This is a genomic window from Nonomuraea sp. NPDC048901 (assembly GCF_040649695.1).
Classification (GTDB): domain Bacteria; phylum Actinomycetota; class Actinomycetes; order Streptosporangiales; family Streptosporangiaceae; genus Nonomuraea.
In genome coordinates, this window is record NZ_JBEZFW010000006.1 from 54,632 (window position 1) to 69,385 (window position 14,754).

General features: G+C 71.0%; 14 protein-coding genes. 7 read left to right on the forward strand and 7 right to left on the reverse strand.

Going from position 1 to position 14,754, the window contains the following annotated elements; all coding sequences use genetic code 11:
• Position 1 precedes the first annotated feature (1 nt).
• Positions 2–1,099 (forward strand): ROK family transcriptional regulator, encoded by a 1,098-nt coding sequence (locus AB0C30_RS21485; RefSeq protein ID WP_357946500.1) that lies wholly within the window; start codon positions 2–4, stop codon positions 1,097–1,099.
• Between the two features lie 74 nt (positions 1,100–1,173).
• On the forward strand, positions 1,174–1,878 hold the full coding sequence (locus AB0C30_RS21490; protein ID WP_357946501.1) for a hypothetical protein: 705 nt from the start codon (positions 1,174–1,176) through the stop codon (positions 1,876–1,878).
• Between the two features lie 7 nt (positions 1,879–1,885).
• On the opposite strand, the gene AB0C30_RS21495 is transcribed toward AB0C30_RS21490, so the two are convergent.
• Positions 1,886–2,413 (reverse strand): TetR family transcriptional regulator, encoded by a 528-nt coding sequence (locus AB0C30_RS21495; RefSeq protein ID WP_357946503.1) that lies wholly within the window; start codon positions 2,411–2,413, stop codon positions 1,886–1,888.
• A 96-nt stretch (positions 2,414–2,509) separates the two neighbouring features.
• Here AB0C30_RS21495 and AB0C30_RS21500 point away from each other — a divergent pair, with 96 nt between their 5' ends.
• Positions 2,510–4,723, forward strand: coding sequence for an MMPL family transporter (locus AB0C30_RS21500; protein WP_357946505.1), 2,214 nt, complete (start codon positions 2,510–2,512; stop codon positions 4,721–4,723).
• Here AB0C30_RS21500 and AB0C30_RS21505 read toward each other — a convergent pair.
• From AB0C30_RS21505 to AB0C30_RS21515, 3 genes are read right to left on the reverse strand one after another with little or no spacing between them, the layout of a single operon-like run.
• On the reverse strand, positions 4,720–5,094 hold the full coding sequence (locus AB0C30_RS21505) for a VOC family protein (protein WP_357946508.1): 375 nt from the start codon (positions 5,092–5,094) through the stop codon (positions 4,720–4,722). The two genes, AB0C30_RS21500 and AB0C30_RS21505, sit on opposite strands and share 4 nt — an antisense overlap.
• The gene (locus AB0C30_RS21510) at positions 5,091–5,603 is read right to left on the reverse strand and encodes a cupin domain-containing protein (protein WP_357946511.1); all 513 of its coding nucleotides are present in this window, start codon (positions 5,601–5,603) and stop codon (positions 5,091–5,093) included. Before AB0C30_RS21510 ends, AB0C30_RS21505 begins: the two co-directional genes overlap by 4 nt.
• 36 nt (positions 5,604–5,639) lie before the next feature.
• On the reverse strand, positions 5,640–6,728 hold the full coding sequence (locus tag AB0C30_RS21515) for an alcohol dehydrogenase catalytic domain-containing protein (RefSeq protein ID WP_357946513.1): 1,089 nt from the start codon (positions 6,726–6,728) through the stop codon (positions 5,640–5,642).
• A 147-nt stretch (positions 6,729–6,875) separates the two neighbouring features.
• Here AB0C30_RS21515 and AB0C30_RS21520 point away from each other — a divergent pair, with 147 nt between their 5' ends.
• From AB0C30_RS21520 to AB0C30_RS21530, 3 genes are read left to right on the forward strand one after another with little or no spacing between them, the layout of a single operon-like run.
• Positions 6,876–8,120 carry an ABC transporter substrate-binding protein gene (locus AB0C30_RS21520; RefSeq protein WP_357946517.1) on the forward strand — a complete coding sequence of 415 codons (1,245 nt, stop codon included), beginning with the start codon at positions 6,876–6,878 and terminating at the stop codon, positions 8,118–8,120.
• Positions 8,117–10,834 (forward strand): ATP-binding cassette domain-containing protein, encoded by a 2,718-nt coding sequence (locus tag AB0C30_RS21525; protein WP_357946519.1) that lies wholly within the window; start codon positions 8,117–8,119, stop codon positions 10,832–10,834. Before AB0C30_RS21520 ends, AB0C30_RS21525 begins: the two co-directional genes overlap by 4 nt.
• A gap of 51 nt (positions 10,835–10,885) precedes the next feature.
• Positions 10,886–11,662, forward strand: a complete 777-nt coding sequence (locus AB0C30_RS21530) for an ATP-binding cassette domain-containing protein (RefSeq protein ID WP_357946522.1) — start codon at positions 10,886–10,888, stop codon at positions 11,660–11,662.
• Positions 11,663–11,703: 41 nt separating this feature from the next.
• Here the strand turns inward: AB0C30_RS21530 and AB0C30_RS21535 are convergent, their stop codons facing one another.
• Positions 11,704–11,991 carry a GntR family transcriptional regulator gene (locus tag AB0C30_RS21535; RefSeq protein ID WP_357946525.1) on the reverse strand — a complete coding sequence of 96 codons (288 nt, stop codon included), beginning with the start codon at positions 11,989–11,991 and terminating at the stop codon, positions 11,704–11,706.
• A gap of 176 nt (positions 11,992–12,167) precedes the next feature.
• Here AB0C30_RS21535 and AB0C30_RS21540 point away from each other — a divergent pair, with 176 nt between their 5' ends.
• A complete protein-coding gene (locus tag AB0C30_RS21540) occupies positions 12,168–12,761 on the forward strand; it encodes a hypothetical protein (protein WP_357946528.1) in 594 nt (197 codons plus the stop codon).
• Positions 12,762–13,116: 355 nt separating this feature from the next.
• Here the strand turns inward: AB0C30_RS21540 and AB0C30_RS21545 are convergent, their stop codons facing one another.
• Entirely contained in the window at positions 13,117–13,722 is a 606-nt protein-coding gene (locus tag AB0C30_RS21545; protein WP_357946531.1) for a VOC family protein, read from the reverse strand.
• Between the two features lie 47 nt (positions 13,723–13,769).
• Positions 13,770–14,636, reverse strand: coding sequence for a LysR family transcriptional regulator (locus tag AB0C30_RS21550; RefSeq protein ID WP_357946533.1), 867 nt, complete (start codon positions 14,634–14,636; stop codon positions 13,770–13,772).
• Between the last annotated feature and the right edge of the window lie 118 nt (positions 14,637–14,754).

The following is a 14,754-nucleotide window of genomic DNA, read 5'->3' on the forward strand; positions in this document are numbered from 1 at the left end:
GTTGACCGAGCTCCGGCCGGGAGACGCTTCGCTGTTGCGCAAGGTCAACACCCAGGCGACGCTCAGCGCCCTGCGGCGCGAGGGCGTGTCCACGCTGACCCGGCTCGGCCGGATCACCGGGCTGTCCAGGCAGACCGTCGAGACGGTGCTCGAGGAGCTGAAGGATCGGGGCTGGGTCAGGGAGGTGCCGCCCGACGAGGGGGTCATGGGACGGCCCGCCCGCCGGTTCGAGTTCCGGGCGGACGCCGGCTATGTGGTGGGCGTCGACGTGGGCGGCGAGCGGATCGTCGTCTCGGTGGCCGACCTCAACGGCGAGGTCGTCGCCTGTGAGCGGGCCGCCGTCTCCGAGGAGGCCGCCGCGCCCGAGCGGCTGGCGGCGGCCCGCCGCGCCGCGCTGGCCTGCGTCGACGGCGCGGGCGTCTCGCGGGCGCGGGTGCTGGCCGTGTCGGTGGGCACACCGGGCATCGTCGACCGCTCGGGGCGAGTGTCGCTGTCGATCACGCTGCCGGGGTGGACGGGCGTGGACCTGGCGGGAGTGGCCGGGCGGTGGTTCGGCTGCCCGGCGCTGGCCGCCAACGACGCGAACCTGGCGGCGCTCGCCGAGCACTGGCGGGGCAGCGCCCAGCACGCCTCCGACGTCGTCTACATCCTCGTCGGCCACCGGCCGGGCGCGGGCATCCTCATCGGCGGGCGCCTGCATCGGGGTCGGTCGGGCGCCGCGGGGGAGATCGGCACGCTGCGCCAGGTCGGCTGGGAGGACGCCGCGGCGGAGCTGGCCAAGGAGGGCGGCGCGGCGGAGGTGTTCGCGGCGGCGGGCGCGGGTGACGCGCTCGCGGCGCGCCGGGTGGACCGCTACGCCGAGAACCTGGCGATCGGCGCTGCGGCGCTCGTGCTGGCAGTGGATCCCGATCTGCTGGTGATCGGCGGCGGCTACTCGCGGGCGGGCGACGTGCTGCTCGGCCCGCTCCGCCGCCACCTGGCCGAGCTCTGCCTGAGCGCGCCGGAGGTGGTCGCCTCGACGTTCGGCGACGAGTCCGTCGCTCTTGGCGGGGTACGGCTGGCGCTCGATCACGTCGAACGCGAGGTGCTGGGCCTCTAGCCGGTGACCCGCCGCTGATCATCGAACGAGGCATCATGAAATAGCGGGATAACGGCCGACAAAGGAGAGAACCCTTGGCAAATGGATCGCTGGCCATGCTGAACGAGTGCCTGGACCGCGTCAGTGCCGATCAGGACGTCTCTCGCACGCTTGATCCGGCGCTGCTCGAACACGCCCGCCGCCTGTTCGCGGCCCACGATGACGGACAGCCCGACATCGCGGTTCTCTCAACGGTGGGCTGGTTCCACTGGTTCCGGTATCTCGCGCTCGACGGGAAGAGCCCCGATGAGAAGGAAATAGCGGTCAAGGCGTTCGCCCGCTGTCAGATCTATGACGACAATCCCTTGCCGCAGAGGATCGTTCCGCATGTGCTCGACGAGGCCATGGATCTGGCCACCGACCTTTTGCAACGGACAGTGACCTCCGACGATCCGCTCCTCGCCGACCAGGCCGTGGACGCGTGGCGACGCATCGAGGCCGTCATGCCCGCCGACGACCTCAACCGGGCCTCGGCACTGAACAACCTCAGGGTCGCGCTGTTGCTGCGGTTCGGGGACACGCTGGAACTGGCGGATCTGGAGGAGGCGGTCGCCGCCGGAAGGCAGGCGGTGCAGGCCGCCACCGCCGACGACCCCGACCGGGTCACGTACCTGATCTACCTCAGTGACACGCTGCAGATGTGGTCCCGGCAGGCCGGGGAACCCGCGCACGCGGAGGAAGCGATCGCCGTCAGGGAGCAGGCGGCGCAGGCCGCCGAGGATGCGGGAGAAAGCGAGTGACGGGCCGCTAAATGGCCAGGGCGGTGCGGACCAGCAGGTCGCGTACCGTCTCCTCGGGCAGGTCCATCGTCTGCACGACGCCCCACTGCAGGGCGCCGATCACGGCCCAGCCACGGATCCTGGCAGCGGCGTCGGGGTCAGGACCGGCGAGCCGGGCGAAGATCTCGTCCCTGAACGGCCTGATGGCCTCGCCCCGCGAGCCCGGCAACGCGTCGTCGGCGCCGACGATGTCCTCCATCAGCAGGCGGATCACCGTGCGGTGCCGTACCACGAAGGTCGCCAGTGCCTCGACGAATGCCTGCCTGTCGCCCGCGAAGTCGGTGTCCAGCAGGACCAGGACGTCGTCGCCGGCGGGCGCGGTGAGCTCGGCGGCCAGCCGGTCCTTGGGATGGAAGTGGTAGGCCACGGCCGTCTTGGTCAGGCCCACGGCGGCGGCGATGTCGGCCAGCGAGGTGGCCGCATAGCCATGGGTCGCGAACAGCTCCCTGGCGGCGGCCAGAATCCGGGAACGCGTGTCGTCGGGTGTGTTCATCATCTCATTTCCCCGTGATCTACAGCCTTCCGGATATTTCGTGTTTAACGTAGCTCTGTACGACCGTACAGGACGGCCGTCGAGTTGGGGGATCTGGCGATGACGCGCTTTCTTGGACGACTGGGTGGCTGGTGCGCACGGCACGGGCGGATCGTGCTGGCGTTATGGGTGATCGCGGCGGTCGGACTGATGGGCGGCAGCCTGGCGCTGGGCCGCCCGGTGAGCAGCGACGTGACGATCCCCGGCACCGACGCGCAGCGGGCACATGACCTGATGCTCACGGGCTTCGGCCCCGGCTTCGCGCCGGGCGGGACCGTGCAGCTCGTCCTCTACTCGGACAAGGGCACGCTCATCGACCAGCCTAGGAAGCGGGCCGTGGAGCAGGCCGCGGACCGCATCCGCACGATGCCGCACGTGGTGGCGGTCGACACGCCGGGCCGGAGCGGCGGCCTCGCCCCGAACCTGCGCATCGGCCTCATCACCGTACGCATGGAGGGGCACGACAACACCAAGCTCGCCGAGACCACACAGGCGCTGTCGAAGGCCGCGGACCCGGCTCGGGCCGCCGGGCTGGAGGTCGTACCCGCCGACGCCTCGACCCCGGCCGACAAGGAGATCAAGACCGGGCCCAGCGAGATCATCGGCGTGGTGTGCGCGCTGCTGGTGCTGGTGTTCGCGTTCGGGACGCTGACGGCGGCGCTGGTGCCGATCTTCACCGCGCTGGTCAGCGTCACCGCGGGACTGGGCGTGATCGGCCTGCTCGGGTACGTCGTGGACGTGCCGAAGCAGGCGGGCATCATGGCCACGATGATCGGGCTGGGCGTGGGCATCGACTACGCGCTGTTCCTGCTGTCGCGGCATCGCCGGCTGCTGGAGACCGGCGTGGGCGTGGCGGAGTCGGTCCGGCGTACCGTGGCGAGCTCGGGCGGCGCGGTCGTGTTCGCGGGCGGCACGGTGATCATCGCGCTGAGCGCGCTGATGTTCGGCGGCTTCCCGCTGCTCAGCACGCTCGGGTGGATCACCGGTGTCTCCGTGGTGAGCGCCGTGCTCACCTCCGTCACGCTGGTGCCCGCCCTGCTGGGACTGCTCGGGCATCGCGTCAATTCGCTGCGGATCCCGTTCCTCGGCAGGAAGCGGGCCGAAGGGTCCGGGTGGGCCGGTCTGGGGTCGTGGGTGGCGCGGCGGCCGTGGCGGGCGCTGCTGTCGAGCGTGCTCGTGCTGGGCGCCCTCGCCGCGCCCGCCCTGGCGCTCAAGCTCGGACCTCTCGACGCGGGGTACGGCGCGCAGGGGTCGGACTCGCGGCGCGCGTACGAGCTCATGGCCACCGGGTTCGGCCCCGGCGGCAACGGCCCGCTGATCGTCATCGCCACGCTGCCCGGTAAGGTCGCGCAGGCCACTGATCCCGTCGTGGACCGGATCTCACGGGAGATCGACGCGGTGGACGGCATCGCGCACGTGGCCCCGGCCAAGGTGAACACCTCCGGCCGCTCGGTGATGATCCAGGCCATCCCTGACTACTCGCCGAGCGACACCCGCTCCGCCCAGGTGGTGCGGGACGTCCGGGCCATCTCCGTGCCCGGCGTCGGGCTGCACGTGGGTGGGAAGGTGGCCGCCATGGTGGACGCGGGCGACCTCATGGCCGAGCGGACGCCGCTGGTCATCGGTGTGGTCGTGCTGTTCAGCGCGCTGTTGCTGCTGCTGGCCTTCCGCGCGCCGGTGGTCGCGATCAAGGCGGCGCTGATGAACCTGGTCTCCCTGGGGGCCGCCTTCGGCGCGCTGGCGCTGGTCTTCTCCTTCGGCCTGGGGAGCGGGCTGGTCGGCATGGACGCGCCGTCCAACGCTTCGTACCTCCAGACGATCTTCTTCAGTGTGCCGATCGAGAGCTATGTGCCGTTGATGCTGTTCGCGGTGCTGTTCGGGCTCTCGATGGACTATGAGGTCTTTCTGTTGACGTCTGTACGGCAGGCGTACCTCAAGCATGGTGACAACAGTCGCGCGGTCGCCGAGGGGCTGGGTGCGACGGGACGGGTGATCACGTCGGCGGCGCTCATCATGGTGGCGGTGTTCGTCGCGTTCATCGCCTATCCGGATCCGATGGTCAAGACGTTCGGCGTGGGGCTGGCGGTGGCCGTCGCGGTGGACGCCACGATCATCCGGGGTTTCCTCGTCCCGGCCACCATGGTGCTGCTCGGGCGGCTGAACTGGTGGTGTCCGCGGTGGCTGGACCGTCTTCTGCCGAACCTGTCGGTCGAGGGGCATGAGGAAGAGGCTGCCGCCGAGGCGCCGACCAAGGATCTCGTCACCGCTGGTTAACGGATCCACAGGCAGAAGGGGTGGCCGGCTGGGTCGAGGTAGACGCGGACGTCCTCCTGTGGCTGGTAGTCGGCCAAGGTCGCGCCTGCCGCCAACGCGTGGGCGCCGGCCTCGTCGAGGTCGTCCACCTCGAGGTCGAGGTGCATCATCATCTGCTGGTCGCCGGGGCCGGCCGGCCAGACGGGTGGCACGTGCGCCTCGTCGGTGCTGAACGACAGCCCGGCGCCGCCGCCATGCGGGGGGCGAAGGGTCACCCAGCCGGGTTCCTCCTCTCCGATGCGCCAGCCGAGGAGGCGCTGGTAGAAGAGCGCCAGGGCCTTGGCGTCCCTGGACTCCAGGACGGTGGCCGAGAGCGTGAAGTGCGGCGTCACGGGACCATGTACTGGTCGTGGCGCAGGTACAGGTCCGTCCACTCCTCGTCGGTGAGCTGCTTGCCGGTGCTGACGATGTCGGCCAGCTCCTCGAAGTACGCCTCGCGCGGCGCCCCCGGCGTGAACAGGATCAGCATCGAGACGGGCGCGCCGGACTCGTTGCGGAAGCCGTGCACGCCGCCCTCCGGCACATGCAGGAAGTCGCCGGTGTTGCCCTCCGCCCATTCCTTGCCGTTGTAGAGCTTGACGGTGCCGGACAGGACGTAGAACGACTCGGTGATCGTCCGGTGGAAGTGCGGACTGGCGCCACCGGGGCGCGGGCCCATCTCCCAGCGGTACAGGCCGAAGGCGCCGTTGGTCGTCGCGCCGGTGCCCAGGTAGTGGACGTCGGTGCCCCGGGGGTCGGCACCGGGGGCGTACATGCGGAGGTCCGGTGGCGTGTCGGCCGAGCGCAGGACTCCGCTCGCCTCACCGGTGTCGGCCAGGTATCGCGCGTCAGGGTATGACATGTCGTGACTCCTCGCTGTTCCTTATGGAATGCGAGGTTAGAAGACGACCACCGTTCTGGCCACCGCGCCCCGCCGTACCTGCTCGACGGCCTCGTTGATCTGCTCCAACGCCACCCGCTCGGTGATCAGCCCGTTGAGGTCGAGCCGGCCGCGCAGGAACTGACCGGCCAGCATCGGCAGGTCCCGGTGCGGGGCGGCGTCGCCGCCCTGGGTGCCCATCAGGCGGCGCGAGGAGAACAGCAGAGCCGGGTCGATCTCGACGGGCTGACCGGCGGGCGGGCTGCCGACCATGACCGTGGTGCCGCCCGGCGCGGTCGCCGCGAACGCGCTCGCCAGCACGCCGGGGACTCCGGTGACGTCGAAGGCGTAGTCGACGCCACCTCTGACCAGCTCGCCGACCTGGGCCGGGAGGTCGCCGGGCACCAGGGTGTGGGTGGCGCCGAACCGCTCGGCCAGCTTGAGCTTCTGGTCGGCCACGTCGGCGGCGACGATCGTGGTCGCGCCGGCCAGCACCGCGCCCTGGATGACGTTGAGCCCGACGCCGCCGCAGCCCACCACGAGGACGCTGGAGCCGGGCGCGACCTGGGCGACGTTCATGACGGCGCCGACGCCCGTGACCACGCCGCAGGCCAGCAGGCACATGGCGTCGAAGGGCGCGTCCTTGGGGATCTTCACGCAGGTGGCTTCGCGGACCACGGCGTACTCGGCGAACGAGCCGATGCCGATGAACCGCCGGGTCTCCTGGCCGTCGAGGGTGATCCGCGGCTCGCCACCCATGATCGCGGTCATCCTGGCCGGGCCGGAGCACAGGGGGAAGCGGCCGGCGCCGCAGTTGCGGCACTTGCCGCAGGGCCCGCTCATGGAGATGATCACGTGGTCGCCCGGCTTGACGGCCGTTACGCCGGTGCCGACGCTCTCGACGACGCCGGCGCTCTCGTGACCGAGGACGAACGGCAGCTTGTGGACGACCGGGCTCTTGCCGTCGATGGCCTTGAGGTCGGAGCCGCAGACGCCGGACGCCTTGATCTGTACGCGTACCTCTCCGGGGCCGGGGTCGGCGATCTCCACCTCGTGGATCTCCATGGGCTGGTGGAAATCGGTCAGTACGGCCGCGCGCATCAGCATGTGCCTCACGCTAGCCGGGCGGTTGATTGTGAGCAAGCGATTGCTCGGCACCGTTGACACCCCTCGCGGGCAAATTTACGCTGACCAAAAACCAAGCGAGCGCTAGGCCAAAGCGGCTGCGCGCCTTGCCGTACAAAGGTGAGAACGATGGTGCGACGACATCAACGGCGGGCCGCGGCGGTGATGCTGGCGGTAACGCTGCTGGCAGGGTGCGCGGCCCAGCAGAAGAGCGCCGGCGGTGGCACGGCGGGCGTGACCGACACGAGCGTGAAGGTCGGCGGGGTGCTCACCAAGACCAGCGCCAGCGGTTACTCCACCAAGGACGCCGAGATCGGGGCGAAGGCCAGGTTCGAACGGGCCAACGCCGAAGGCGGCGTCAACGGGCGGAAGATCGAGTTCGTCGGCGCGGAGGACGACGGGCAGGACGCGGCCAAGGGCGACGCCGCGGCCAAGAAGCTCGTGCAGAAGGACCAGGTGTTCGCGCTGGTGCCGGTGCACGCGCCCAACTTCGGCGGGGCCGCCTTCCTGGAGCAGCAGGGCGTGCCGTGGTTCGGCTGGGCGACCGGGCCGCAGTGGTGCGGCACGAAGACCGGGTTCGGCTACAGCGGCTGCCTGGCGCCCAAGAAGGGCGCGGGCTCGCAGACCTGGTGGGGCAGCCAGATGGCCGACCTGCTCGGCGGTGCGAGCGGCAAGACCGTGTACGTGCAGACCACCGACTCCAGCGGCAGCAAGTACGGCGGCACCACGATCTCGCAGTCGTTCCAGGCGGCGGGGTTCAAGCTGGTCGGGCTCAACTCCGGGCTGCCCGCCGCGGCGCCGCCGCCCGACTGGCTGCCGTACGTCGACAAGATCATGACGTCCAACGGCGGCAAGGCGCCCGACGTCCTGGTGTCGATCATCGCGGGCACCAAGTTCAACGTGGGCCTCTACTCGGCGCTGAAACGGGCCGGCTACAAGGGCGTGCTGACCGACGCCACCAGCTACGACCCGGCCATCCTGAAGGACCCGGCCAGCGCGCAGGCGCTGGAGGGCGTGGTGGCCGCGCCGATGTTCGAGCCGTTCGAGTCGACCGCGCCGGAGATCGCCGCGTTCAAGGCCGACGTCGAGAAGGTGTCGCCCGGCGCCACGCTGACCCAGCACATGGCCATCGGCTACTGGGCGGCCGACATCTTCCTCGACATGCTGAAGAAGACCGGCAAGGACCTGACCAGGGAGAAGTTCTTGGCCATCGGCAACGGCTCGTACACCTACGAGAACGCCGGCTTCGGCCGGGTCCAGTACCCGAAGGACCACAACGAGCCCAACGGCTGTGGCGCCCTGGTCAAGCTGGAGGGCGGCGCCTTCCAGGTGGCCAAGAGCATGAAGTGCTTCGACAACGTGCCGCTCAAATGATCCTTGGCTACCTGCTCAGCGGCCTGGTCACCGGGGCGATCTTCGCCGTCATGGGGTCCGGCCTGACGCTGTCGTACGCGGCGACCGGGGTGTTCAACTTCGCCCACGGCGCCGTCGGATTCCTGACCGCGCTGGTGTTCTACCAGCTCAACCTGGCCGCGGGGCTGCCCGCCTGGCTCGCCGGACTGCTGGCCGCCGGGGTGTTCGCGCCTGCGCTGGGCTACCTGCTGCACCTGGCCATGTTCAGGGGGCTGGCCCAGGCGGGGGAGACCGCGCAGATCGTCGGCACGATCGGCCTGACGATCGCGTTGCCCGCGCTCGGCCTGCTCGTCGTGGACCTGCTCGGGCTGCCGAGCGTCGACGGCACGACGCTGCCGCGCGGACTCGGGCCGCATCCGGCGCTCGGCTTCGAGGTGCTCGGCGCGCGACTCGACACCGACCAGCTCATCACGTTCTGCTTCTCGGCGGTGGCGGCTCTCGGGCTGTGGGCGTTCATGCGGCACACGCCGTACGGGCTGCGCATGCGCGCCTCCGTCGACCGGCGGCGGCTGGCCACGCTGCGCGGCATCGACGTGGACGGCACCTCGGCCCTGGCCTGGATGCTCGGGTCGGGGCTGGCGGGACTCGCCGGGGTGCTGGCCGTACCGGTGCTCGGGCTGGACGCCACCGCCTACACCGTGCTGCTGTTCGCCTCGGCGACGGCCGCGGTGTTCGGGCGGCTGCGGTCCATCCCGTGGACGTTCGCCGCCGGGCTGGCGCTCGGCGTGGTGCAGAACCTGGTCGCCGGATACACCGACTTCCTCCAGGAGATCACCGGGCTGCGGACGGCGGTGCCGGTCATCCTGCTGTTCGCCGGGCTGGTGCTGCTGAACAGGTCGCGCGAACGGGTGGCCGGGAGCGCGGCCGAGGACGCGCCGCCGCCCGACCACCTGGCGGGCGTGCCGCTGTGGCGACGGCGGCTGCCGTGGGTGGCCGGCCTGGTGGCGCTGCTCGGCTTCACCTTCGCCGGTTCCGAGTACTACGTGGGCCTGGCCGCCCAGGGCCTCGTGCTGGCGCTGATCTTCTGCTCGTTCGTGGTGGTGACCGGGATCGGCGGCATGGTGAACCTGGCCCAGGCCGCCTTCGCCTCCATGGCGGCACTGACCTGCGGGTGGGCGTTCTCGGCCGGGTGGCCGCTGTTCGCGGCGATCGTGGTCGGGGTACTGGCGGCCGGCGCGGTGGGCATGCTGGTGGCGCTGCCCGCGCTCCGGCTCGGCGGGCGGGTCCTCACGCTGGCCACGCTGGCGCTGGCCCTGCTGGCCGACCAGGTGCTGTTCCAGGTGGACGCCTTCAGCAACGGGACGATCGGCTGGGCACTGCCGGCGCTCGGCTTCGGGTTCGCCGACACCTCGGATCCACGCGTGCGGGTGGTGCTGCTGCTCGCGCTGATCGGGCTGGTCGGGCTGCTGGTGCGCAACCTCGAACGATCGGCGTCCGGGCGGGCGATCCTGGCGGTCCGCTCGGCTCCGGCCGCGGCGACCACCTCGGGGCTGTCGGGGCCGCGGGCCAAGATCGTGCTGTTCGCGCTGGCCTCGGCCATCGCGGGGCTGGGCGGCGTGCTGTTCGCCGTGTCCAAGGGGTCTATCACCGCCACCGACCTGCCGGCCTTCTCCGGGTTCGTCTGGCTGGCCGTGGTGGTGCTGCAGGGGGTACGGCGGATCGGCGGGGCCGTGCTGGGCGGGCTGGTGGCCGTGGCGGTGCCCGAGCTGCTGGCCACGTGGGGGGTGTCGGCGCAGGTGGGGGCCATTCTGTTCGGGGCCGGGGGGATGATCCTGGCCAAGCATCCGGACGGGGTGCTGGCCCAGCTCGCCGAGTCCCGTCACCGGCGGCGTCAGGCGCGGGCCACATCCGCCACCGCACTACCCGTGTCCGTCTCTCCGCGCGTGTCTGCCGCGCCGGTCTCTCCACGTGCGTCCGCCGCGACCGTCGCCCCGAGCGCGTCCGCCGTGTCCGCCGCGTCCGGCGCCCCGAACGCGTCCGCCGCGCCCGTCCCGGAGGCGCTGTTCCGGCTCGACGGGGTGGTGGCGGGGTACGCCGACTGCACGGTCCTGCGGGGCGTGGATCTCGACGTGCGGCCCGGTGAGGTGGTGGCGCTGCTGGGCGCCAACGGCGCGGGCAAGTCGACCACCTGCGCCGTGGCGGCCGGCGATCGGCCGGTGTCCGCCGGACGGGTGCTGCTCGACGGCGTCGACGTCACCGCCTGGCCGGCCCACCGCCGGGCCCGGGCGGGCGTGCTGCTGGCTCCCGAGGGACGAGGGGTGTTCCCCGGACTCACCGTGGAGGAGAACCTGCGTACCTGGCTGGCCGAGCCCGACGCCGTCTACGAGCGGATGCCCCAGCTCGCGGCCCGTCGTACGGTGCTCGCCGGCGCGCTGTCCGGCGGCGAGCAGCAGTTGCTCACCCTCGCCCCCGCGCTGGCTCGGCCGCCCAGGGTGCTGATCGCCGACGAGCCGTCACTGGGCCTGGCGCCGCTGGTCGTACGGCAGGTGTTCGAGGTGTTCGCCGAGCTGCGTGAGCGCGGGGTGGCGCTGCTGCTGGTCGAGGAGAAGGCCACCGAGGCGCTGGCGATCGCCGACCGGGTCGCTTTCATGCGGCTCGGCCACGTCTTGTGGGCCGGGCCGCGCGCCGAGGTGGACGGCGACCGCCTGACCGCCGCCTACCTGGGGGTGACGTGATGTCCGTTTACCTGGGAGTGGCGTGATGTCCGCTTACTTGGGGGTGACGTGATGTCCGTCGCGCGGGAAGCCGAGCGCACCGACGTGATGCTGGCCGTGCGGGACGTGTCGGTGGCGTTCGGCGGGGTCACGGCGCTGGACGCGGTGACGTTCGAGGTGCCCGAGGGGCAGGTCTGCGGGGTGATCGGGCCGAACGGGGCGGGCAAGACGACGCTGTTCGACGTGGTGTCGGGGCTGCGCCGGCCGAGCGGCGGCCGGGTGCGCGTGGCGGGCGATGACGTCACCGCGGTGCCGCCGGTCAGGAGGGCTCGCGCGGGCGTTCGCCGTACCTTCCAGCGGACGCAGGTCTTCGGGCGGCTCACCGTGGCCGACAACGTGCTGGCGGCGCTCGACTGGCACGGCGGCGGGGGCGGCCTGATGGCCGACCTGACCGGCCTGCCCGCGCGGCGGCGGCTCGAACGCGAGCGGCGGGCGCGCGTGGCCGAGGTGCTGGAGCTGTGCGGGCTGGCCGCGCTGCGCGACGCCTACGCCGCCGCGCTGCCCGTCGGCCAGCGCAGGCTGGTCGAGCTGGCCCGCGCCATCGCCGACCGGCCGCGCCTGCTGCTGCTCGACGAGCCCACCTCGGGACTGGACGCGGACCAGACGGTACGGCTGCGCGCGGTCGTCGCCGCCCTGGACACCACGGTGCTGCTGGTCGAGCACGACATGGGCTTCGTCATGGACACCTGTGACCGGCTCGTCGTCCTGGACCTCGGCCGGGTCATCGCCACCGGCACCCCGGAGCAAGTACGCGACGACCCCGTGGTGCGGGCCGCCTACCTGGGCTGAAGGCATAACGCCGGTGCGGCGTCACCCGCACCGGCCGCCCTCTACTCGTCGTCCTGCTCGGCCTGCCGGTTGAGCTCCTCGGCGACGAACGTGCCCCGACCATGGACGACCACCAGCAGGCCGCGCTCCGCCAGTTCCTTCACAGCGCGACGGACCGTAACCCGCGCGACGCGGTACTGAGCCTCCGCCATCTCCCGCTCATTCGGCAGTTTGGCGCCTGGAGCGAGATGGCCAGACGTGATGTCGGCCTCGATGTCATCGGCGACCTGCTGCCAGACGAGTTTCGGCCCGTGGTGACGGATTCGGTCGCTTCGGTCTTCCAACGCCATGATCAGACGTTATTGGAGCTGTGACCTGCCCGAACGAATGACTACCTCCCAAGAGGTCTTAAGAGGTCCTATAGTGAGGGCAAGGTCATGCCGTCATCGGCTTGACATGAGTCGGGCCCGACCATCGGCGCGCGAACGCCGGGACGGGCCCTAGACGGACGCTGGAGGTCCGACTTATGGCACAGCCTACGGCCATACCCGCCCCACCGTACGTCGTCGCCTACGAGGTCGAAACCGTCGCGCTCAACCTTGCCGTCATCCACGACGTCTGGGCGCTGAGCGGGCGTCGGCTGTCATACGCCGACCCGGCGGCGAGTGACTGGGTTATGGGCGTGCTGTGGGCTCGGCAGAAGTGCGATCGGCGCGGGAAGGTCAACTACGAGGAGATGCACACGCTCCGGCAGCGGGAGTGCATGCTGTACCGGCTCTGCCAGGTGTGCGAGGGTCCTGCGATAAATCCGGGCACCGGGCGTCTGTCCTGGGTGTTCCACGAGGAGGTACCCGCCGCGTCCGGTCGGCTCAGCAAGCCGCCGACGTGCCTGCGGTGCATCCCGAAGGCGCGGATCACGTGCCCGTATCTCCAGTGCGAAGCCCACGTCTACACCTCGCCCGACTATGAACCGTGGGGCGTGAAGGGAACCGTCTTCTCCGCCTCCGGCTGGCCGACTCTCCAGGACGTTCCACTGACCGATCTCTGCACGCTGGAATTCACGCTTGCCAGGGCTCTGATCGTGCACGTATCGAACCTGCTGCCCGAGCGGGTCCCATAGACCGCCCGGCCCTTGCTCGACGGCAAGAGCCGGGTCTTCATGCCCCCTGCGAGCCCGCCCTACGTCACTGCGACGGTCTCGCCGGGGTTGCGGGGTCTCCGTCCGGATCTGGAGGGACGGTGGCGGAGACCCCTTTCTCACAACCCCTCTTTGGAGCTTCGAATGGACCTGCAGAGCTGTCCGCCTTCGGCCTATTCGTCGGCGTCGGCGCCGTGATCATCGTGTGCGGCCTGCTCGGCTGGGACTGGCTGAGCTGGGTGTGGGGGCGGGCCACCAGACGCTGATCACGCGCGTGCTTTTCGCCCAGGGCGAGACCCCCAAGGCAATCGCGGTCGGCCGGGTCTCTCCGCCAAGGTCAAGGCTCCAGCGTGATTCCCTCCCGGCGGAGGTCTTCGATGATCCCGTCCACCAGTCGGGTGCTGACCGTGTGGTCCAGCCGCCCGTTCTCGCGCAGCTCCCGTACGGCCGGCACCGGGTCAGGGTCGGCGAACAGGCGCTCGTCCGCGTAGTCGACCGGCCGGCCGGTGGGGTCGATCGTCCACCAGGAGGCTTCCAGCGCGATGCCGTTGGGGTCGCTGAAGTAGATCGACCGCAGGAAGCCGTGGTCGATCACGTCGGTGACCTCGCAGGCGTGCGCCTTGAGCCGGTCACGCAGCCTGACCAGGGCGTCCTCATCGGGCAGGTGCAGCGACAGGTGGTCGAACTGGGCGGCCTTGGCGTAGGGGACGCCGGCGGGCTTGGCGAAGCTGTCGAGCTCCTGCCCGGTGTATTCGAAGAAGGCGACGGTGTTACCCGGCGCCACCTCGAAGAAGTAGTGCTTGAAGGCGGGGATCGCCAGCGTGGTGACGAGGCGGGCGTCGAGCACGCCGTGCCAGAAGCGCACAGTGGCGTCCATGTCCGCAGTGACCAGGGCGAGGTGGTGCACACCACGCCAATGCACCGTTTCGGGGTTTTCAGCCATACGTTGACCGTACGCCTTTCAACTACCGCTGGCTATGAGGCCTCGTGTCAGTAAGCCGGGGCTGATTTGAGTGCCGCCAGCAGATGCGCGTGCACCCTGGCGACGGCGGCTCTGGCCAGCCCGCCCGAGCGGACCGCGAGGTAGCCGGTGTTGATCGGCGCCAACTCCGGCTCCGCGAGCGTGACCAGCCGGCCCGCCGCCAGGTCGGCCCGGCACAGGTACGCGGGCAGGACGGAGACGCCCATCCCGGCCCGCACCGCGTTCAGTACGCCCCGCAGGTCTGGGATCACCACCTGCGCGGCCATCGACGGCCGCTTGCCGAAGACCGTCCGCCAGTAGCGGCGCACGATGGGCAGGTCCTCGGCGTAGGCGATCAGCGGCCTGGTCCCGCAATCCTCCTGCGCGGCCAGTTCGGGACTGGCCACCAGCAGGAACTCCTCGTCGTACGCGGGCTCCGCCTGGACGCCCCGGACGCGCGGCCGGATCGTGGACACCACCAGATCGAGCCGCCCGGCCGCCAGATCGGCGAGCAGGCCGTCGGACAGCCCGAACGTGGTGCGCAGCCGCAACCCGTCGCGCACCAGCGGCGCGAGTAGCGGGATCACCACCTCCGAGAGGAACTCGGCAGGGCCTCCCAGATGGACCGCCCCGCTGGACGGCAGCTCGCTGTCCACGACCGCGTCCAGCGCGTCCAGCGAGGCGGCCACCCGGCGGGCCAGCTCGTCGGCGGCGGCCGTGGGCGCGACGCCGCGCGGCAGCCGGTCGAACAGCGGCCGGTCCAGCGCCGTCTCCAGCGCCTTGATCTGCGCGGTCACCGCAGGCTGCGACAGCCCGAGGGTCTGCGCGGCGGCCGTGATGGAGCCGGTCCTGTGGACCGTGAGGAAGGTTCTGAGCAGGTCGAGCGAGAGGGACATATCAGCATTCTGATGGATGGGAGAGGGTAAGGCTATCTGCGGCTGATGGCGCTTCGAGGAGCGGGTGGTCGTGGACGGCCGCCTGGCCGCCGGGCAGAACCCGGCCAGCGCGGCTCCG

Bases quoted from the DNA above. Each gene is read 5' to 3' on its own strand.
- AB0C30_RS21510 (WP_357946511.1), bottom strand. From the start codon at position 5,603: ATGTCATACCCTGACGCGCGATACCTGGCCGACACCGGTGAGGCGAGC.
- AB0C30_RS21540 (WP_357946528.1), top strand. From the start codon at position 12,168: ATGGCACAGCCTACGGCCATACCCGCCCCACCGTACGTCGTCGCCTAC.
- AB0C30_RS21525 (WP_357946519.1), top strand. From the start codon at position 8,117: ATGATCCTTGGCTACCTGCTCAGCGGCCTGGTCACCGGGGCGATCTTC.
- AB0C30_RS21550 (WP_357946533.1), bottom strand. From the start codon at position 14,636: ATGTCCCTCTCGCTCGACCTGCTCAGAACCTTCCTCACGGTCCACAGG.
- AB0C30_RS21495 (WP_357946503.1), bottom strand. From the start codon at position 2,413: ATGATGAACACACCCGACGACACGCGTTCCCGGATTCTGGCCGCCGCC.
- AB0C30_RS21520 (WP_357946517.1), top strand. From the start codon at position 6,876: ATGGTGCGACGACATCAACGGCGGGCCGCGGCGGTGATGCTGGCGGTA.
- AB0C30_RS21500 (WP_357946505.1), top strand. From the start codon at position 2,510: ATGACGCGCTTTCTTGGACGACTGGGTGGCTGGTGCGCACGGCACGGG.
- AB0C30_RS21530 (WP_357946522.1), top strand. From the start codon at position 10,886: ATGTCCGTCGCGCGGGAAGCCGAGCGCACCGACGTGATGCTGGCCGTG.
- AB0C30_RS21515 (WP_357946513.1), bottom strand. From the start codon at position 6,728: ATGCTGATGCGCGCGGCCGTACTGACCGATTTCCACCAGCCCATGGAG.
- AB0C30_RS21535 (WP_357946525.1), bottom strand. From the start codon at position 11,991: ATGGCGTTGGAAGACCGAAGCGACCGAATCCGTCACCACGGGCCGAAA.
- AB0C30_RS21545 (WP_357946531.1), bottom strand. From the start codon at position 13,722: ATGGCTGAAAACCCCGAAACGGTGCATTGGCGTGGTGTGCACCACCTC.